This is a genomic window from Microbacterium barkeri, assembly GCF_027921765.1.
Taxonomy (GTDB): Bacteria; Actinomycetota; Actinomycetes; order Actinomycetales; family Microbacteriaceae; genus Microbacterium; species Microbacterium barkeri.
The window spans coordinates 95,631-113,552 of sequence record NZ_BSEJ01000012.1 but is presented as its reverse complement, the minus strand read 5'-3'; the positions used below and the strand labels follow the sequence as shown (position 1 = coordinate 113,552).

Below are 17,922 nucleotides of genomic sequence, written 5' to 3'. Positions count from 1 at the left end.
GCGGCTCCGGGTCGTTCCGTGTCGGTCGGTCTCAGATCGCGAATCCGAGGGCGCGCATCATGTCGCGCCCGTCGTCGGTGATCCGCTCGGGACCCCACGGCGGCATCCACACCCAGTTGATGCGGAAGCGGTCGACCACGCCGTCGAGGGCCTGGGCCGTCTGCTCCTCGAGCACGTCGGTCAGCGGGCACCCGGCGCTCGTGAGCGTCATGTGGATGACGAGCGCGTCGTTCTCGTCGTCCCACGCGAGGTCGTAGATGAGCCCGAGGTCGACGACGTTGACGCCGAGCTCGGGGTCCATGACCTCCTTGAGGGCCTCGATGACCTCGTCGTACTTCTCCGGGGTGAGGGTCGCGGACATGTCGCGAGCCTACGCCTCGATCGGCTCGCCGGGGGCGAAGTACCGGTCGTAGCCCTCGTTCTCGAGGCGCTCGGCGAGCTCCGGCCCGCCCTCCTCGACGACCTGGCCCTTGACCATGACGTGCACGAAGTCCGGCTTGATGTAGCGGAGGATGCGCGTGTAGTGCGTGATGAGGAGGACGCCGAGGCCGGTGTTCTCCTTGGCGCGGTTCACGCCCTCCGAGACGATCTTGAGCGCGTCGACGTCGAGCCCCGAGTCGGTCTCGTCGAGGATGGCCAGCTGCGGCTTGAGGAGCTCGAGCTGGAGGATCTCGTGGCGCTTCTTCTCGCCGCCCGAGAAGCCCTCGTTGACGTTGCGCTGCGCGAACCTGTCGTCCATCCGGAGGTTCTTCATGCCCTCCTTGACCTGCTTGGTCCACGTGCGGATCGCCGGCGCCTCGCCGTCGAGCGCGGTCTTGGCGGTGCGGAGGAAGTTCGTCACCGTCACGCCGGGGATCTCGACCGGGTACTGCATCGCGAGGAACAGGCCGGCGCGGGCGCGCTCGTCGACCGACATCTCGAGGACGTCCTCGCCGTCGAGCGTGATCGAGCCGGAGGTCACGGTGTACTTCGGGTGACCGGCGATGGTCGACGCGAGGGTCGACTTGCCCGAGCCGTTGGGGCCCATGATCGCGTGGGTCTCGCCCGTCTTCACGGTGAGGTTGACGCCGTTGAGGATGGGCGTCGTACCCTCATCGGTCTCGACCGTCACGTGCAGGTCGCGGATCTCGAGGACTGCCATTTCAGATTTCCTTCTTCACATTCGGGTCGATGAGCACGTCGTCGCCGTCGATCTGGACGACGTAGACCGGGACGGGCTCGTAAGCGGGGAGGTTCAGGGGCTTGCCCGTGCGGAGCGAGAAGGCCGAGCCGTGGGCCCAGCACTCGAGCGATTCGCCCTCGACGAAGCCCTCGGACAGCGAGATGTCGCCGTGCGTGCAGACATCGCCGATCGCGTGCACCTCGTCGTTCGAGTCGCGCACGACCGCGATCGGCACGCCGTCGACGACGACCCGCAGCGCGGTGTCCGGCTCGAGCTCGCTGAACGAGCACACGCGGGACGCGGTCATGCCGCCGCCCCGTCTGCGAGCTCCTTCTCGATCGCGGCGACGAGCTCGTCCTGCAGGCCCGGCACATCGATCTTCTGCGCGATCTCGTTCAGGAAGCCGAGGACGACGAGGCGGCGCGCCTCGGCCTCGGTGATGCCGCGCGCCTGGAGGTAGAACAGCTGCTCGTCATCGAATCGACCGGTCGCGGACGCGTGGCCGGCGCCCTTGATGTCGCCGGTCTGGATCTCGAGGTTCGGGATCGAGTCCGCGCGCGCGCCGTTCGTGAGGATGAGGTTGCGGTTCGCCTCGTAGGAGTCGGTCCCGGTCGCGTCGGGGCCGATGAGCACGTCGCCGATCCAGACCGAGCGGGCCGTGAGGCCCTGCAGCGCGCCCTTGTAGAGCACGTCGCCGGTCGTCTCCGGGCCCTTGTGGAAGAGGTAGACCTGGCTCTCGAGGTGCTGCCCGTCGTCGGCGAAGGCGAGGCCGTAGACCTCGCCGTTCGCGCCCTGGCCGGCGAGCTCGACGTTCGGGTTCACCCGGACGACGCCGCCGCCGAAGCTCACGACGACGTGGCGGAGCGTCGCATCGCGGTCGACGCGCGCCTGGTGGGCAGCGGCGTGCACGGCCGAGTCGTCCCACTGCTGCACCGAGACGACCGTGAGCTGGGCGCCGTCGCGCACGAGGATCTCGACGTTCTGCGCGTACTGGGCCGTGCCCGTGTGCCGCAGCACGACGGTGGCCTTCGACAGCTCGAGCGCCTCGATCACGATGTGCGCGTCGGCGCGGCGGTCAGCGCCCTGGCCGTCGACGAGGACGACGATCGGCTCGGCGACCTCCTCCTCGCGCGGGACGCGGATGTGCAGCGCCTCGGCGGCCCCCTGCCAGGCCACGGCGGCCGGCAGGTCCTCGGGCTCGAAGAACTCGCCGCGCGGCGCCGTGCCGGCGGCGAGGGGTGCCGCGGCGTACTGCCCGCCCGAGACGAAGGTCGTGGTCACGCCGTCGTTCGCGTCGGCGACCGCGAAGAGCGGCGCGATGCGGTCGACGGGCGTGTGCTTCCAGTTGACCTCGCGGCCCGTGGGCGTGCCGAAGTCGGCCGGCTCGTAGGAGCGGAGCCGCTCCGAGCGCGTCTGGACGGGGACGACGGCGTCGTCGCGGAGAGCCGCGGCCGGGTCCACGTGAGCGTGCGTGTCCTGCGCCGTCTGCTCCGGCGCCTGCGTCGGGGTCGTCATCTAGCCGACCGATCCTTCCATGCCCATCTCGATGAGCTTGTTGAGCTCCAGTGCGTACTCCATGGGCAGCTCGCGCGCGATCGGCTCGATGAACCCGCGCACGATCATGGCCATCGCCTCGTCCTCGGGGAGGCCGCGGCTCATGAGGTAGAACAGCTGCTCCTCGCTGACCTTCGAGACGGTCGCCTCGTGGCCGAGCTGCACGTCGTCGACGCGGATGTCGATCGCCGGGTAGGTGTCGCTGCGCGAGATCGTGTCGACCAGGAGCGCGTCGCAGCGCACAGTGTTCGCCGAGTGGTGCGCGTTCGCGTCGACGCGCACCTCGCCGCGGTAGCCGGCGCGACCGCCGCCGCGGGCGATCGACTTCGAGACGATCGACGACTGCGTGTACGGCGCCATGTGGATCATCTTCGCGCCGGCGTCCTGGTGCTGGCCGGGGCCCGCGAAGGCGACCGAGAGGGTCTCGCCCTTGGCGCGCTCGCCCATGAGGAAGATCGACGGGTACTTCATCGTCACCTTGGAGCCGATGTTGCCGTCGATCCACTCCATCGTCGCGCCCTCGTGCGCGATCGCGCGCTTGGTGACGAGGTTGTAGACGTTGTTCGACCAGTTCTGGATCGTCGTGTAGCGCACGCGGGCGTTCTTCTTCACGATGATCTCGACGACCGCCGAGTGCAGCGAGTCGCTCTTGTAGATGGGAGCCGTGCAGCCCTCGATGTAGTGGACGTAGGAGTCCTCGTCCGCGATGATGAGCGTCCGCTCGAACTGGCCCATGTTCTCCGTGTTGATGCGGAAGTAGGCCTGGAGCGGGATCTCGACGTGGACGCCCTTGGGCACGTAGACGAACGAGCCGCCCGACCAGACGGCCGTGTTCAGCGCGGCGAACTTGTTGTCGCCGGCCGGGATGACCGTGCCGAAGTACTCCTCGAAGAACTCGGGGTGCTCGCGCAGCGCGGTGTCGGTGTCCATGAAGATGACGCCCTGCGCCTCCAGGTCCTCGCGGATCTGGTGGTACACGACCTCCGACTCGTACTGAGCCGCGACGCCCGCGACGAGGCGCTGGCGCTCGGCCTCGGGGATGCCGAGGCGCTCGTACGTGTTCTTGATGTCCTCGGGGAGGTCCTCCCAGGACTGCGCCTGCTTCTCGGTGGAGCGGACGAAGTACTTGATGTTGTCGAAGTCGATCTCGCTGAGGTCGGCACCCCACGTCGGCATCGGCTTGCGTCCGAAGAGCTGGAGGCCCTTGAGACGGTTCTTGAGCATCCATTCCGGCTCGCTCTTGAGGGCCGAGATGTCGCGCACGACGGCCTCGCTGAGGCCGCGCCTGGCGCTCGCGCCAGCCGCGTCGGCATCGTGCCATCCGAACTCGTACACCCCCAGACCTTCGAGCTCGGGGCGGTCGATCAGCACATCAGACATGACGCTTCACACTCTCCTCAGGGGTCTCGCAGCGGTGTCATCCGCCCCGGTCGCTCGGAGCGGAGCGGCCGTCTGTGGGACCCGGCTTCCGGCGCGATCGCTCGCGCCTACACTGTTAGTGGATGCGCTGAGCGCACGCGCCCGCATCCTCAGTCACCCACGATTCTACAGGTTCCGCCTCGTTCGGCGCCGTTCGCGCCGGACGCTCAGGCGAACCGCAGGAGGCGCCTCGCCATGCCCGCCGACACCGCACCATCCGACGCCGCCGACCTGCGCACGCGGTTCGTCTCCTGGCTTCCGACCGCGGTCGACGCGCGCGTGCGCGTCGCAGCCTGGCTGTCGTTCATCGCCGAGACGGTCATCATCGGGACGGGCGGCGCCGTGCGCCTCACGGGGTCGGGCCTGGGCTGCTCGGATTGGCCGCTGTGCACGCCGGAGTCGCTCGTCCCGACCCCGGAGATGGGCGTGCACGGACTCATCGAGTTCGGCAACCGCACGATGACGGGCGTCGTCGGCCTCGTCGCCCTCGCCGTGCTCGTGCTCGTGTGGCGGATGCGCGCCGAGCGCCGCGACCTGTTCGCGCTCGCGGCGATCGTGCTCGGCGGCATCGTCGCCCAGGCCGTGGTCGGCGGCATCACCGTGTGGACGGGGCTGAACCCCTTCATCGTCGGCTTCCACTACGCCGCATCGCTCACCCTCGTGTGCCTGACCGCGGCGTTCCTCGTCCGCGCGCACGACGCACCGGGACCGCGCAGCCTCGCGGTCCCCCGCTGGTACCTGATCCTCACGCACGTCACGTCCCTCGTGCTCGCGGTGACGATCCTCTTCGGCGTCCTGACGACCGGCTCCGGCCCGCACTCGGGCGACGCCGAGGTGATCCGCCGCGGGTTCGACGCGACGGTCCTCGCCCACGTGCACTCCTGGCCCGGCTACATCCTGCTCGGGCTCGTCGTCGTGCTCCTCGCGGCCGCCTGGACGCTCCGCCTGCCGACGCGCCGCTGGATGGCCGTGCTGCTGCTCGCGATCGGCGTGCAGATCCTCGTGGGAGTGATCCAGGCGAGGAACGGCCTGCCCGAGCTGCTCGTCGGCATCCACATGGTGCTCGCCGCGCTGTCGGCCGCGACGTTCACGGTGGTCGTGCTGCGGATGAAGACGCCCGCTGCGCTCCCCCGCGACTAATCGGCCGTCGCGGTCGCGACGAGGATGCCGCGGGCCAGCGAGTGGAAATGACGCTGGAATCCGAGGATCGACGGCGTCGCGTCCGACGTGATGTCGAGGTGCTCGACGTCGAGGGCGTCCACGACGAAGAAGTAGCGGTGGACCCCCGTGCCCGGAGGCGGCCCCGCGCCGATGTAGCCGGGGACCCCCGCCTCGTTGCGCAGGGTGATGCCGGGCGTGCGCCCCGCCTCCCCCGTCGCGAACGACGTCACGTCGGCGGGCACGTCGTAGACCGCCCAGTGCCAGTAGCCGGCGCCCGTGGGCGCATCCGGGTCGAAGCACGACACCGCGTACGACCGCGTTCCCTCCGGCGCGCCCGACCAGCTGAGCTGGGGCGACGTGTCGGAGCCGCCGCCGGCGGATCCCCACTGCGCGAGAGGCAGCGGCTGCCCCTCGGCGATGTCGGTGCTCGTGAGCGCGAGCGGCGCGAAGCTGCGCAGCGTCGCGAGCTCGGCGTACGGATCGTATGAGAACACAGGACTCCTTCCGATCGGCGTCGCGTCCAGACTAGCGAGAGCGCCGCTGCTCCTCCGCGAGCATCACGAGGATGCCGCTCGGGCCGCGCAGGTAGGTCAGGCGGTAGACCCCCTGGTAGTCCGCGACGCCGCGCAGCGGGCGACAGCCGTACCGGGCGGCGATCCCGAGCGCCGCATCGAGGTCGTCGACCGAGAACGCGACGCGGTGCATCCCGATCTCGTTCGGGAGGGTCGGCTCCGTCTCGAGCGCATCGGGGTGGAGGTACTCGAAGAGCTCGAGCCGTCCGCTCCCATCCGGCGTCTCGAGCATCGCGATCCGCGCGTGGTTGCCGTCGAGTCCCACCGCCGTGTCCGCCCATTCGCCGCTCACCTCGTCGCGCCCGATGACGGCGAGGCCGAGATCGCGGAAGAACGCGATCGCCTCCTCGATGTCGCGGACGGCGATGCCGACGTTCTCCATCCTGATGCCCATGGGCGGCACGATAGGCCCGCGAGCGCGCGACCACCAGGGCCGCGGTTCACAGAGGACGCATAGCCCGCGCATCGACGGCGCCCTGGCCGGGTCGCGAGGGTGGATCCCGCGCCGAGATGCGGCGCACAGAGGAGGATCATGACTCACCCCGCCCGTCTCACCCGCAGCGCCGCGTACTGGACGCTCGTGCTCGCATCCGTGCTCGCGATCGCGGGCGGCCTCGCGCTGTCCCTGCCCCGCATCGGCACCATGGAGGAGATGCTCCTGAACGGCACGGCGACCGGCGTGGAGGTGTACGTCGGCCAGGCCTGGATCACCCTCGCTGCGGGGCTCGTGGGCGCGGGCGCCGTCGGGCTGATCCTCGCGCTCGCCCTCGCCGCCGCGAAGGCCCTCGTCGCGCCGCGCGCTGCCGAAGCGCAGGCCCCGGCGGCGTCCGCCGAGGACGAGCCCATCGACGACGCGCCCGCCGACGATGAGCCCGCCGCGCACGTGCACACCGCGCCGGCCGTCTCGGAGCCCGCCGAGGTCCGCTGAGGGCGCTGGTCGGGTGCCGGGCGGCTCAGGCCTCTCCGGCTCCCGACCGGTCGCGGCGCAGTCGCGACCCCATGTCGATGAGGGCGACCGCGAACGCGACCGCGACGAAGAGCGCGACCGACATGAGCCCGATCGCGTAGGCGTCGTGGTACACCTCGAGCGCCGGCTTCTCGGCCGTCTCGCGGTAGATCGTCGCGTAGAAGAGCGAGAGACCGACCGCCGTGCCGATCGCGGTGCCGACGCGCTGTCCGAGCTGCCCGATCGATCCGGCGACTCCGCCCTGCACGGGCGGGATCTCGGCGAGAGTGAGCGTCTGGTTGGGCGAGATGACCATGCCGCCGCCGAGGCCGCCCACGACCATCACCGCGGCCATCGCCCACGGCGTGGCAGCGGGCGGGATGAACAGCGCGGTCACGGCGAGCCCGACGACCGTCGCGAGCACGAGGACGAGGCCGACGACGACCACGGGGCGCCCGAAGCGCCCGACGAGCTGACCGCCGAACCACGACGAGACGGCGCTCGCGAGGGCGAACCCGATCGTGACCATGCCGGCGTGCAGCGCGGACACGCCGAGGCCAGTCTGCAGGAAGAGGGTCGTGAGCAGGAACAGGGCGGGCAGGCCCGTGAAGTACGCGGCCATGATGATCGTGCCGTTGCGGAACGACGACACGCGGAACAGGCGCAGCGTGATGAGGGGCGAGCCGCCCCTGCGCTCGTATCCGCGCTCCCACGCGACGAAGGCGGCCGCGAACAGCACGAAGACGACGAGCGTCCACCACCGCTCGGGGGCGTCGTCAGGCGAACCCGTCGTGAAGAGGAAGGGCAGCATGAGCGCGACGACCGCGACGCCGAAGAGGAGCACGCCCACGGGGTCGAGCGAGACCGGGTCGCGGCTCGGCCTGCGCAGCTCCGGCAGCAGCCACAGGACGAGCCCGAACGCGATCGCGAACAGGGGGACGTTCATCCAGAAGATCCATCGCCATCCGTCGGCCTCCCCGCCGACCGCGATGAGGAGGCCGCCGATCGTGGGGCCGAAGGCCGTGGCGAGGCCGATCATCGCGCCGAAGAGACCGAAGGCGGTGCCGCGCTCCCTGCCCGTGAACAGCTGCTGGATGGTGCCCATCACCTGCGGCATCTGGATGCCCGCTGCCACGCCCTGCAGGAGCCGCGCTGCCAGCAGCACCCAGATGTCGCCCGCGAGCGCGCACGCGGCGCTCGACAGCGTGAAGAGCACGAGGCCGATGAGCAGGAGCGACTTGCGTGACCGCTGGTCGCCGAGGCGACCCATCGGCACGAGCACGAGCCCGAACGCGAGGATGTATCCCGAGACGATGAGCTGGAGCTCGGTCGATCCGGCGCCGAAGGCCGTCTCGATCGCAGGGAGCGCGACGTTGACCTTCGAGATGTCGAGGATCGTGAAGCCCGACACGCTCACGCAGACCCAGAACGCCTCCCACCGGCGGCGGTCGGAGATCGGGATGGAGCGGGTCGGCGGCTGCGCGGGAGGGTTCGTCATCACTCAGAACGCTACCCCTGCGCGCGCGGGACGCGTCAGAACGGCAGCAGCGGGTCAACCGCGACGGCGACGAAGACGAGCGTGAGGTACGTGATCGACGCGTGGAAGACGCGCATCGGGCGCGGTCGGCTCTCGCCGTCCTGCTCGAGCACCGTGCGGTTGTAGAGCCGGTGGGACTCGTAGATGAACCAGCCGCCGAAGACGAGCGCCGACACCGAGTACACGAGGCCCATGCCGGCGACCGGGATGAGCAGGAGCGAGCACGCGACGGTCGCCCATGCGTAGAGGATGATCTGCAGGCCGACCTGGGATCCCGATCGCGTGGCCCCGAGCATCGGGACGTCGGTGTTCTCGTAGTCGACCGCGTACTTGATGGAGAGCGGCCAGTAGTGCGGCGGCGTCCACAGGAACACGAGCGCGAAGAGGATGAAGGGCGCCCAGTCCAGGCCGTTCGTGACGGCGGCCCAGCCGATGAGCACCGGGAAGCACCCGGCGATGCCGCCCCAGACGATGTTCTGCTCGGTGCGGCGCTTGAGGATCATCGTGTAGATCACGACGTAGAAGAAGATCGCGAACGCCGACAGCGACGCCGTCAGGAGATTCGTCGTCGCCAGGAACCAGACGGTCGAGACGATCGCGAGGGTCCACGCGAACACGAGTGCGCTGCGGGGCGAGATCTCCCCCGTCACGATCGGCCGGTTCTCGGTGCGCGCCATGTGCGCGTCGATGTCGCGGTCGATGTACATGTTGAACGCGGCCGCGGAGCCGGCGCTCAGCGATCCGCCGATGACGGTCGCGAGCACGAGCCAGAGGTTCGGGACGCCGTTCGCGGCGAGGAACATGACCGGCACGGTCGACACGAGCAGCAGCTCGAGCACGCGCGGCTTCGTGAGCGCGACGTACGCGCGGATCTTCCGGCCGAGACGCTGACGCGAGGTCCGATCCGAATCGACGATCGTCGTGGACATGCGCTCACGTCTCCCCTCGGCTGGCACAGGCACATCCGATTCTAGGCCATCGGCGCGCCGCCCGGATCCTCCTCACACCCGTGCGGCCGGCGTCGTGAGACGCACGTCACCCGCGCGTCACAGCGCTCTGCCACACTCGGCGCAACCGGTCGTCACAGACCGGCACGCCCCATCCGCCGCGAGGCTATGCTGGGGCCAGAAACGCGCGCCCGAGTGCCGTCTGCTTCGCCTGTGTTACGGGATCCGCGGACCGAGAGCCGGGCGCACAAGCCCCACCACGAAAGGCGGTCCGGTGTCGGAACTGCGTTGGGATGAGATCGATCGGCGCGCTGTGGACACAGCACGCCTGCTGGCGGCAGACGCCGTGGAGAAGGTCGGCAACGGCCACCCGGGAACGGCGATGAGCCTCGCTCCCGCGGCGTACCTCCTGTACCAGCGGGTGCTGCGGCACGACCCTGCGGACACGCAGTGGCCCGGTCGCGACCGGTTCATCCTGTCCGCTGGCCACTCCTCGCTGACCCAGTACGTGCAGCTGTACCTCGGCGGCTTCGGGCTCGAGCTCGACGACCTCAAGGCACTGCGCACGTGGGGCTCGCTGACCCCCGGCCACCCCGAGTACGGCCACACGAAGGGCGTCGAGATCACGACCGGCCCGCTCGGTCAGGGCCTGGCCTCGTCGGTCGGCTTCGCGTACGCGGCGCGCTACGAGCGCGGCCTGTTCGACCCCGAGGCGCCGGCGGGCGAGAGCCCGTTCGACCACCACATCTACGTGATCGCGGGCGACGGCGACCTGCAGGAGGGCGTCACGAGCGAGGCCGGCTCGCTCGCGGGCCACCAGCAGCTCGGCAACCTCATCGCGATCTACGACTCGAACCAGATCTCGATCGAGGACGACACGAACGTCGCCTTCACCGAGGATGTCGCCGCGCGCTACGAGGCGTACGGCTGGCAGGTGCTCACGGTCGACTGGAAGAAGTCGGGCGAGTACGTCGAGGACGTGCAGGAGCTGTTCGCGGCGATCGAGGCGGCCAAGGCCGAGACCTCGAAGCCGTCGCTCATCATCCTGAAGACGATCATCGGCTACCCCTCGCCGGGCAAGCAGAACTCCGGCAAGATCCACGGCGCGAAGCTCGGCGCCGAGGAGCTCGCCGCGACGAAGAAGGTGCTCGGGTTCGACCCCGAGGAGCACTTCGCGGTCGCCGACGACGTGATCGCGCACACGCGCCAGCTCGTCGAGCGCGGCGCCGCCGCGCACGCCGAGTGGCAGAAGGCGTTCGACGCGTGGGCCGAGGCGAACCCCGAGCGCAAGGCGCTGTGGGACCGCCTGCAGGCGGGCGAGCTGCCCGAGGGCATCGAGAGCGCGCTTCCCGTGTTCGAGGCGGGCAAGGACGTGTCCACGCGCGCCGCGTCGGGCCAGGTCATCAACGCCCTCGCGGCCGAGCTGCCCGAGCTGTGGGGCGGCTCCGCCGACCTCGCCGAGTCGAACCTCACGACGATCAAGGACGCCGCGTCGTTCATCCCCGCCGAGTGGTCGACGCACGAGTGGTCGGGCAACCCCTACGGCCGCGTGCTGCACTTCGGCATCCGCGAGCACGCGATGGGCGCCATCCTCAACGGCATCGTCCTGCACGGCCCGACGCGCGCCTTCGGCGGCACGTTCCTCATCTTCAGCGACTACATGCGCCCCGCGGTCCGTCTCGCGGCGCTCATGAACGTGCCCAGCGTGTTCGTCTGGACGCACGACTCCGTCGCCCTCGGCGAGGACGGCCCGACGCACCAGCCCGTCGAGCAGCTCGCGACGCTCCGCTCGATCCCGAACCTCGCCGTCGTGCGTCCCGCGGACGCCAACGAGACGGGCGTCGTGTGGCTCGAGATCCTGCGTCGCCGTCAGGGCCCCGCGGGCATCGCGCTCACGCGTCAGAACATCCCCGTCTACGAGCGCGGCGACGGGGAGGCGCGCGGCGACGTGTTCGCCTCCGCGGCTCACGCCGTCAAGGGCGCCTACGTCCTGGCCGAGGCGCCGAACGGCACGCCCGACGTCATCCTCATCGCGACGGGCTCCGAGGTGCAGCTCGCCGTCGAGGCGCGCGAGCGCCTCGCGGCCGACGGCGTGAACGCGCGCGTCGTGTCCGCGCCGTCGCTCGAGTGGTTCGCCGAGCAGAGCGAGGAGTACCGCGAGAGCGTGCTGCCCTCGTCCGTCACCGCGCGCGTCTCGGTCGAGGCGGGCGTCGCGCTCACGTGGCGCGGCATCGTCGGCGACAAGGGCCGCTCGGTCTCCATCGAGCACTTCGGCGCCTCCGCCGACTACAAGACGCTGTTCGAGAAGTTCGGCATCACCGCGGACGCCGTCGTGGCGGCCGCACGCGAGACCCTCAAGGAGAACGCATGACCTCCCCCACCGCAGACCTGTCCGCCGCCGGCGTCAGCATCTGGCTCGACGACCTGTCGCGCTCGCGCATCACGTCGGGCAACCTGCACGAGCTCATCGAGACGCGCGACGTCGTCGGCATCACGACGAACCCGACGATCTTCCAGGGCGCGATCTCGGCGCACGTGGGCTACGAGGACTCGATCGCGGCGCAGGCCGCGGCGGGCGCCTCGGCCGACGACGCGATCTTCGCGCTCACGACGACCGACGTGAGCGACGCCTGCGACATCTTCCGTCCGATCTACGACCGCACGAACGGCGTGGACGGGCGCGTGTCGATCGAGGTCTCCCCCGACCTGGCCCACGACACCGAGGGCACGATCGCGCAGGCGAAGCAGCTCCACGCGGCCGTCGACCGCGAGAACGTCCTCATCAAGATCCCCGCGACGAAGGCGGGCCTGCCCGCCATCACCGAGGTGATCGGCGCGGGCATCTCCGTCAACGTCACGCTGATCTTCAGCCTCGAGCGCTACGCCGAGGTCATCGACGCCTACCTCGCCGGCCTCGAGAAGGCGAAGGAGGCCGGGCACGACCTGTCGGGCATCCACTCCGTCGCGTCGTTCTTCGTGTCGCGCGTGGACACCGAGGTCGACAAGCGCCTCGCGGCGATCGGCACGGACGAGGCGCTCGCGCTCAAGTCGAAGGCCGGCCTCGCCAACGCGCGCCTGGCGTATGAGCTGTTCGAGCAGAAGTTCGCGGAGGACCGCGCGAAGGGCCTGCTCGCCGCCGGCGCGAACCTGCAGCGTCCGCTGTGGGCCTCGACCGGCGTCAAGGACCCGGCGCTTCCCGACACCCTCTACGTGACCGAGCTCGTCGCACCGGGCGTCGTCAACACGATGCCCGAGAAGACGCTCCAGGCCACGTTCGACCACGGCGTCGTCACGGGCGACACCGTGACGGGCGCGTACGAGGACGCGCGCGAGGTCTTCTCCGCGCTCGCGGGCGTGGGCGTCGACTTCGCCGACGTGACCCAGGTGCTCGAGGACGAGGGCGTCGAGAAGTTCATCGCGTCGTGGCACGACCTCCAGGAGACCGTGCGCACCGCGCTGGAGTCCGCCAAGTGACATTCGCCATCCGCGTGTCCGGTGCGGCGAGGACCGCCGCAGAGGAGGCCGTTCCCGGCCTCGTCGCGGACCTCGTCGCATCGGGCATCACCGCCGAGGACCCCACCCTGTGGGGCTCCTCGGCGGAGGGCGAGGCGGCGCGCCGGCTCGGCTGGGTCCAGGCCGTCGCGAACTCGCGCCCGCTCGTGGCGGAGATCGTCGCTCTGCGCGACGACCTCCGCGCGCGCGGCGTGGACCGCATCGTCCTCTCGGGGATGGGCGGCTCGTCGCTCGCCCCCGAGGTGATCGCGCGCTCGGCCGGCGTCGAGCTCGACATCCTCGACTCGACCTCCCCGGGCGACGTGCTGGCCGCTCTGGACGGCGGCCTCGAGCGCACGGCGCTCGTCGTCTCGTCGAAGTCCGGCTCGACCGTCGAGACCGACGCGCACCGCCGCGTCTTCGAGACCGCCTTCCGCGATCTCGGCATCGACCCCGCAGAGCGCATCGTCGTCGTGACCGACCCGGGCTCGCCGCTCGACACGGCTGCCCGAGAGGCCGGCTATCGCGTCTTCGCCGCCGACCCCGAGGTGGGCGGCCGCTACTCCGCCCTCACGGCGTTCGGCCTCGTGCCGAGCGGCCTCGCTGGCGCGGACATCGAGCGGCTGCTCGACGAAGCGGAGGCCGTGATGCTCGACGTCGCGATCGACTCGCCGTCGAACCCCGCTCTCGTGCTGGGAGCGGCGATCGCCGCGACCGAGCCGCGCCGCGACAAGCTCGGCCTCATCGCCGACGGCACGCGCCTCGAGGGACTCCCCGACTGGATCGAGCAGCTGCTCGCCGAGTCCACAGGCAAGGACGGCAAGGGCATCCTGCCGGTCGTCCTCCTCCCGGTCTCCCCCGAGGTCGAGCAGACGCCGTCCGACATGCAGCTCGTGCGCATCGTCGACGACGTCGACGATGCGCCGCACCACAACCCCGGCGAGGTGCTCGTGAGCGGAGCGCTCGGCGAGCAGTTCCTCGTGTGGGAGTACGCGGTCGCGGTCGCGTCGCGTCTCATCGGGGTGAACCCGTTCGATCAGCCCGACGTCGAGTCGGCGAAGGAGGCCGCGCGCGGACTTCTCGCGCAGCGTCCCGAGCCCGCCGCCCCCGCCTTCACGGAGGACGGCGTCGAGGTGCGCGTGAGCGACCCCGCACTCGCCGAGTCGGGGACGATCGCGGGCGTCCTGGACGCGCTGTGGGCGCGTCTGCCGGAGGACGGGTACGTCTCGATCCAGGCCTACGTCGCGCGCACCGAGGTGCCGCAGCTCGACGGCCTGCGCGAGATGGTCGCCGCCGACTCGGGTCGCCCCGCGACCTTCGGGTGGGGGCCGCGGTTCCTCCACTCGACCGGGCAGTATCACAAGGGCGGCCCCGCGCAGGGCGTCTTCGTGCAGATCACGGAGCGCACGCCGGTCGACCTCGAGATTCCCGGTCTCCCCTTCACGTTCGGGCAGCTCATCGAGGCGCAGGCCGACGGCGACGCGAAGGTCCTGGCCGCGCTCGGCCGGCCCGTCGTGACGCTCACTCTCACCGATCCCCAGACCGAGGTTCTCTCGCTGTTCGAAGCAGCGCAGTAAGGGCAAGAGGAGTCCCCCCTTTCATGACCGTTGACATCTCGCGCGGCGTCAATCCGCTGCGCGATCCCGATGACCGCCGCCTCAACCGCATCGCGGGGCCCAGCGCCCTCGTGATCTTCGGTGTCACCGGCGATCTCTCGCGCAAGAAGCTCATGCCCGCGGTGTACGACCTGGCCAACCGCGGCCTGCTGCCCCCCGGCTTCGCACTGGTCGGGTTCGCCCGCCGTGACTGGGAGGACGAGGACTTCGCCCAGGTGGTGCAGGAGGCCGTCAAGCAGCACGCGCGCACCGAGTACCGCGAGGAGACCTGGCAGCAGCTCGCGCAGGGCATCCGCTTCGTGCAGGGCGAGTTCGACGACCCCGCGGCATTCCGCCGTCTGCGCGAGACCGTCGACACCCTCGACGTCGAGCGCGGGACGATGGGCAACCACGCGTTCTACCTGTCGATCCCGCCGAAGTCGTTCCCCGTCGTCGCGCAGCAGCTGCTCGAGTCGGGGCTCGTCGACGACAAGCCCGACGACAACCGCTGGCGCCGCGTGGTCATCGAGAAGCCGTTCGGCCACGACCTCGAGTCCGCGCGCGAGCTCAACGACGCCCTCGAGGCCGCGTTCCCGGCCGACTCGATCTTCCGCATCGACCACTACCTCGGCAAGGAGACGGTCCAGAACATCCTGGCGCTGCGCTTCGCGAACGAGCTGTACGAGCCGATCTGGAACCGCAACTACGTCGACCACGTGCAGATCACGATGGCCGAGGACATCGGCGTGAGCGGTCGTGCGGGCTACTACGACGGCGTCGGCGCGGCGCGCGACGTCATCCAGAACCACCTGCTGCAGCTGCTCGCCCTCACCGCCATGGAGGAGCCGATCAGCCTCTCCGCCGAGCACCTGCGCGCGGAGAAGGAGAAGGTGCTCGCGGCCGTCACGCTGCCGGCCGACCTCTCCACGGCGACCGCGCGCGGGCAGTACGCGGGCGGATGGCAGGGCGGGAAGAAGGTGACCGGCTTCCTCGAGGAGGACGGGATGAGCCCGGAGTCGCGCACGGAGACGTACGCGGCCATCAAGCTCGACATCAACACCCGCCGCTGGGCCGGAGTGCCGTTCTACGTCCGCACGGGCAAGCGCCTCGGGCGTCGTGTGACCGAGATCGCGGTCGTGTTCAAGCGCGCCCCCGAGCACCTGTTCTCGCGCGGCCAGACGAGCGAGCTCGGCCAGAACGCGCTCGTCATCCGCGTGCAGCCGGACGAGGGCGTGACGCTGCGCTTCGGCTCGAAGGTCCCCGGCGCCGGCACGAACGTCCGCGACGTCACGATGGACTTCGGGTACGGCCACGCGTTCACCGAGGCCAGCCCCGAGGCGTACGAGCGGCTCATCCTCGACGTGCTGCTCGGCGACCCGCCCCTGTTCCCCCGCCACGAGGAGGTCGAGCTGTCCTGGCGCATCCTCGACCCCGTGGAGGAGTACTGGGCTTCGCTCGACGAGCCGCTCGAGCAGTACGACTCCGGGTCGTGGGGGCCGGCATCCGCCGACGCGCTCCTCGCCCGCGACGGCCGCGTTTGGAGGCGCCCGTGATCATCGACCTTCCCGACACCAGCGTCAGCGAGGTCGCCAAGCGCCTCGTCTCCGTGCGCGAGGAGGGCGGCGCGGTCGCTCTCGGCCGCGTGCTCACGCTCATCATCAAGTCGAAGCGGACGCTCGACGAGGCCGTCATCGACGCCGCGAACGACGCGTCGCGCGAGCACCCGATGCGCGTCATCGTGCTCGTGACCGACCCGCGCGGCGAGGCGAGGCTCGACGCCGAGATCCGCGTGGGCGGCGACGCGGGCGCGAGCGAGGTCATCGTGCTGCGCGCATTCGGCCCTGCGGCGAGCAACGAGGAGACCCTCATCACCGGCCTGCTGCTGCCCGACGCGCCCGTCGTCGTTTGGTGGCCCGACGAGCCGCCCGCACGCCCCGGCAAGGACGCGCTCGGCCGCATCGCCCAGCGGCGCATCACCGACACGTCCACCGCTCCGTACGCGCCGGACCGCCTGCGCCAGCTCGACCTCGTCTACACGCCCGGCGACACCGACCTCGCGTGGACCCGCCTCACACGCTGGCGCGAGCAGCTCGCGGCGGTGCTCGACCAGCCGCCGTTCGAGCCGGTCACGGCCGTCGAGGTGCGCGGCGCCTCCACGTCTCCGTCGACCGCCCTCCTCGCCGCCTGGCTCGGGATGGCACTCGACGTGCCCGTCGAGTGGTGCTACGAGGCGCCCGAGCGCTGGAACCACGGCATCCACTCCGTCGTGCTGCACCGCGCGGGGGGCGACATCGTGCTCGAGCGCACGAGCGCGACGCACGCGCGCCTCACCCAGCCGGGCCAGCCCGACCACGTGCTCCTCCTCCCCCGCCGCTCGCTGCGCGAGTGCATCGCCGAGGAGCTGCGTCGGCTCGACCCCGACCTGCTTTACGGCCGCGTCCTCACGGACGGCTGGGAGCGCCTGGGGCCGCCCACGGAGGAATTCTGATGGCCGACGCCGACACGCGGGTCGTCGTCCAGCCCGACAAGCCCGCGCTCGCGGAGCACGTCGCGAACCGCTTCGTGGGACTGCTCGCGCAGCTCACCCAGCTCTCGCGCCCCGTGCACGTGTCGCTCACGGGCGGCTCGATGGGCATCGCGGTCCTCGAGGCGACGGCCGCGCACCCCTGGCGGGACAACATCGACTGGTCGCTCGTCCACCTGTGGTGGAGCGACGAGCGGTTCGTGCCGCGCGGCGATGCCGAGCGCAACGCGGGTCAGGCCCGCGCGGCGCTCATCGACCGCATCGCCATCCCGGCCGAGAACGTCCACGAGCCGGCGGCAGCCGACGACGGGGTCACCCTCGACGAGGCGGCGACGGCCTACGCGGACGAGCTCGCGCGCTTCGCGTCGTCCGAGGAGCGCCGCTTCCCCGCGTTCGACGTGTGCTTCCTCGGCGTCGGCCCCGACGGCCACGTCGCCTCGCTCTTCCCCGATCGCGGGGAGGTCGCGGTGACCGACGCCGTGGTGCTGCCGGTGCGCGACTCCCCCAAGCCGCCGCCCGAGCGCGTCACGTTCACCCGCCCCGTCATCAACGCCTCCGCGCGGGTGTGGATGGTGCTGGCCGGCGCCGACAAGGCGTCGGCTCTCGGGCTCGTGATGGCGGGCGCGAGCTACGCGTCCGTTCCGGCGGCGGGCGCGTACGGCACCGAGCAGACGATCGTGTTCACCGATGCGGCCGCGGCCGCCGAGGTGCCCGACGACCTCATCGACCCCGACTAGATACCGCGAGCGCAGCGAGCCGCCTCCGGTCGTTGAGCGAGCGCAGCGAGGCGAAACGCATCGCGAGCGAAGCGAGCCGCCTCCGGTCGTTGAGCGAGCGCAGCGAGGCGAAACGCTCCGCGAGCGAAGCGAGCCGCCTCCGGTCGTTGAGCGAGCGAAGCGAGGCGAAACGCTCCGCGAGCGCAGCGAGCCGCCTCCGGTCGTTGAGCGAGCGAAGCGAGGCGAAACGCATCGCGAGCGCAGCGAGAAGGCCCCCGATCCTCAGGATCGGGGGCC

General features: G+C 70.8%; 18 protein-coding genes. 8 read left to right on the top strand and 10 right to left on the bottom strand.

Going from position 1 to position 17,922, the window contains the following annotated elements; translation table 11 throughout:
- Positions 1 to 31 precede the first annotated feature (31 nt).
- From PKE79_RS12660 to sufB, 5 genes are read right to left on the bottom strand one after another with little or no spacing between them, the layout of a single operon-like run.
- The gene (locus PKE79_RS12660; protein WP_271174059.1) at positions 32 to 361 is read right to left on the bottom strand and encodes a metal-sulfur cluster assembly factor; all 330 of its coding nucleotides are present in this window, start codon (positions 359 to 361) and stop codon (positions 32 to 34) included.
- Between the two features lie 9 nt (positions 362 to 370).
- Complete coding sequence (gene sufC / locus PKE79_RS12655) at positions 371 to 1,141, bottom strand: Fe-S cluster assembly ATPase SufC (protein ID WP_271174058.1); 771 nt, start codon at positions 1,139 to 1,141, stop codon at positions 371 to 373.
- A 1-nt stretch (position 1,142) separates the two neighbouring features.
- Entirely contained in the window at positions 1,143 to 1,469 is a 327-nt protein-coding gene (locus PKE79_RS12650; protein ID WP_271174057.1) for a non-heme iron oxygenase ferredoxin subunit, read from the bottom strand.
- Positions 1,466 to 2,677 (bottom strand): Fe-S cluster assembly protein SufD, encoded by a 1,212-nt coding sequence (gene sufD / locus PKE79_RS12645; protein WP_271174056.1) that lies wholly within the window; start codon positions 2,675 to 2,677, stop codon positions 1,466 to 1,468. Before sufD ends, PKE79_RS12650 begins: the two co-directional genes overlap by 4 nt.
- Positions 2,678 to 4,096 carry a Fe-S cluster assembly protein SufB gene (gene sufB / locus PKE79_RS12640; protein WP_271174055.1) on the bottom strand — a complete coding sequence of 473 codons (1,419 nt, stop codon included), beginning with the start codon at positions 4,094 to 4,096 and terminating at the stop codon, positions 2,678 to 2,680.
- Positions 4,097 to 4,330: 234 nt separating this feature from the next.
- Between sufB and PKE79_RS12635 the strand changes: the two genes are divergently transcribed.
- On the top strand, positions 4,331 to 5,275 hold the full coding sequence (locus tag PKE79_RS12635; RefSeq protein ID WP_271174054.1) for a COX15/CtaA family protein: 945 nt from the start codon (positions 4,331 to 4,333) through the stop codon (positions 5,273 to 5,275).
- Here PKE79_RS12635 and PKE79_RS12630 read toward each other — a convergent pair.
- Positions 5,272 to 5,790, bottom strand: a complete 519-nt coding sequence (locus tag PKE79_RS12630) for a YbhB/YbcL family Raf kinase inhibitor-like protein (RefSeq protein WP_271174053.1) — start codon at positions 5,788 to 5,790, stop codon at positions 5,272 to 5,274. The genes PKE79_RS12635 and PKE79_RS12630 overlap by 4 nt on opposite strands.
- A gap of 31 nt (positions 5,791 to 5,821) precedes the next feature.
- Positions 5,822 to 6,262, bottom strand: a complete 441-nt coding sequence (locus tag PKE79_RS12625) for a VOC family protein (RefSeq protein ID WP_271174052.1) — start codon at positions 6,260 to 6,262, stop codon at positions 5,822 to 5,824.
- A 138-nt stretch (positions 6,263 to 6,400) separates the two neighbouring features.
- On the opposite strand from PKE79_RS12625, the gene PKE79_RS12620 reads away from it, so the two are divergent.
- Positions 6,401 to 6,796 (top strand): dinucleotide-utilizing enzyme, encoded by a 396-nt coding sequence (locus PKE79_RS12620; protein WP_271174051.1) that lies wholly within the window; start codon positions 6,401 to 6,403, stop codon positions 6,794 to 6,796.
- Positions 6,797 to 6,821: 25 nt separating this feature from the next.
- Here the strand turns inward: PKE79_RS12620 and PKE79_RS12615 are convergent, their stop codons facing one another.
- Both PKE79_RS12615 and PKE79_RS12610 read right to left on the bottom strand, forming a co-directional pair.
- A complete protein-coding gene (locus PKE79_RS12615) occupies positions 6,822 to 8,312 on the bottom strand; it encodes an MFS transporter (RefSeq protein WP_271174050.1) in 1,491 nt (496 codons plus the stop codon).
- Positions 8,313 to 8,347: 35 nt separating this feature from the next.
- Entirely contained in the window at positions 8,348 to 9,280 is a 933-nt protein-coding gene (locus tag PKE79_RS12610) for a heme o synthase (RefSeq protein WP_271174049.1), read from the bottom strand.
- Positions 9,281 to 9,572: 292 nt separating this feature from the next.
- Between PKE79_RS12610 and tkt the strand changes: the two genes are divergently transcribed.
- From tkt to pgl, 6 genes are read left to right on the top strand one after another with little or no spacing between them, the layout of a single operon-like run.
- A complete protein-coding gene (gene tkt, locus PKE79_RS12605) occupies positions 9,573 to 11,669 on the top strand; it encodes a transketolase (protein WP_271174048.1) in 2,097 nt (698 codons plus the stop codon).
- Positions 11,666 to 12,772, top strand: a complete 1,107-nt coding sequence (tal, locus tag PKE79_RS12600; RefSeq protein WP_271174047.1) for a transaldolase — start codon at positions 11,666 to 11,668, stop codon at positions 12,770 to 12,772. The genes tkt and tal overlap by 4 nt, the downstream gene beginning before the upstream one ends.
- Positions 12,769 to 14,367, top strand: coding sequence for a glucose-6-phosphate isomerase (locus PKE79_RS12595; RefSeq protein WP_271174046.1), 1,599 nt, complete (start codon positions 12,769 to 12,771; stop codon positions 14,365 to 14,367). Before tal ends, PKE79_RS12595 begins: the two co-directional genes overlap by 4 nt.
- 23 nt (positions 14,368 to 14,390) lie before the next feature.
- Complete coding sequence (zwf, locus tag PKE79_RS12590; RefSeq protein ID WP_271174045.1) at positions 14,391 to 15,938, top strand: glucose-6-phosphate dehydrogenase; 1,548 nt, start codon at positions 14,391 to 14,393, stop codon at positions 15,936 to 15,938.
- Positions 15,935 to 16,873: a glucose-6-phosphate dehydrogenase assembly protein OpcA gene (locus PKE79_RS12585; protein ID WP_271174044.1), complete on the top strand. Its 939-nt coding sequence runs from the start codon at positions 15,935 to 15,937 to the stop codon at positions 16,871 to 16,873. The genes zwf and PKE79_RS12585 overlap by 4 nt, the downstream gene beginning before the upstream one ends.
- Positions 16,873 to 17,646, top strand: coding sequence for a 6-phosphogluconolactonase (gene pgl, locus PKE79_RS12580; RefSeq protein ID WP_271174043.1), 774 nt, complete (start codon positions 16,873 to 16,875; stop codon positions 17,644 to 17,646). The genes PKE79_RS12585 and pgl overlap by 1 nt, the downstream gene beginning before the upstream one ends.
- On the opposite strand, the gene PKE79_RS12575 is transcribed toward pgl, so the two are convergent.
- Positions 17,630 to 17,878, bottom strand: coding sequence for a hypothetical protein (locus PKE79_RS12575; protein ID WP_271174042.1), 249 nt, complete (start codon positions 17,876 to 17,878; stop codon positions 17,630 to 17,632). The genes pgl and PKE79_RS12575 overlap by 17 nt on opposite strands.
- Between the last annotated feature and the right edge of the window lie 44 nt (positions 17,879 to 17,922).

What these genes read in the sequence shown, in the direction of transcription:
- PKE79_RS12660 (WP_271174059.1), bottom strand. Translation starts at nt 361, where the DNA reads ATGTCCGCGACCCTCACCCCGGAGAAGTACGACGAGGTCATCGAGGCC.
- sufC (WP_271174058.1), bottom strand. Translation starts at nt 1,141, where the DNA reads ATGGCAGTCCTCGAGATCCGCGACCTGCACGTGACGGTCGAGACCGAT.
- PKE79_RS12650 (WP_271174057.1), bottom strand. Translation starts at nt 1,469, where the DNA reads ATGACCGCGTCCCGCGTGTGCTCGTTCAGCGAGCTCGAGCCGGACACC.
- sufD (WP_271174056.1), bottom strand. Translation starts at nt 2,677, where the DNA reads ATGACGACCCCGACGCAGGCGCCGGAGCAGACGGCGCAGGACACGCAC.
- sufB (WP_271174055.1), bottom strand. Translation starts at nt 4,096, where the DNA reads ATGTCTGATGTGCTGATCGACCGCCCCGAGCTCGAAGGTCTGGGGGTG.
- PKE79_RS12635 (WP_271174054.1), top strand. Translation starts at nt 4,331, where the DNA reads ATGCCCGCCGACACCGCACCATCCGACGCCGCCGACCTGCGCACGCGG.
- PKE79_RS12625 (WP_271174052.1), bottom strand. Translation starts at nt 6,262, where the DNA reads ATGGGCATCAGGATGGAGAACGTCGGCATCGCCGTCCGCGACATCGAG.
- PKE79_RS12620 (WP_271174051.1), top strand. Translation starts at nt 6,401, where the DNA reads ATGACTCACCCCGCCCGTCTCACCCGCAGCGCCGCGTACTGGACGCTC.
- PKE79_RS12615 (WP_271174050.1), bottom strand. Translation starts at nt 8,312, where the DNA reads ATGACGAACCCTCCCGCGCAGCCGCCGACCCGCTCCATCCCGATCTCC.
- PKE79_RS12610 (WP_271174049.1), bottom strand. Translation starts at nt 9,280, where the DNA reads ATGTCCACGACGATCGTCGATTCGGATCGGACCTCGCGTCAGCGTCTC.
- tal (WP_271174047.1), top strand. Translation starts at nt 11,666, where the DNA reads ATGACCTCCCCCACCGCAGACCTGTCCGCCGCCGGCGTCAGCATCTGG.
- zwf (WP_271174045.1), top strand. Translation starts at nt 14,391, where the DNA reads ATGACCGTTGACATCTCGCGCGGCGTCAATCCGCTGCGCGATCCCGAT.
- pgl (WP_271174043.1), top strand. Translation starts at nt 16,873, where the DNA reads ATGGCCGACGCCGACACGCGGGTCGTCGTCCAGCCCGACAAGCCCGCG.
- PKE79_RS12575 (WP_271174042.1), bottom strand. Translation starts at nt 17,878, where the DNA reads ATGCGTTTCGCCTCGCTTCGCTCGCTCAACGACCGGAGGCGGCTCGCT.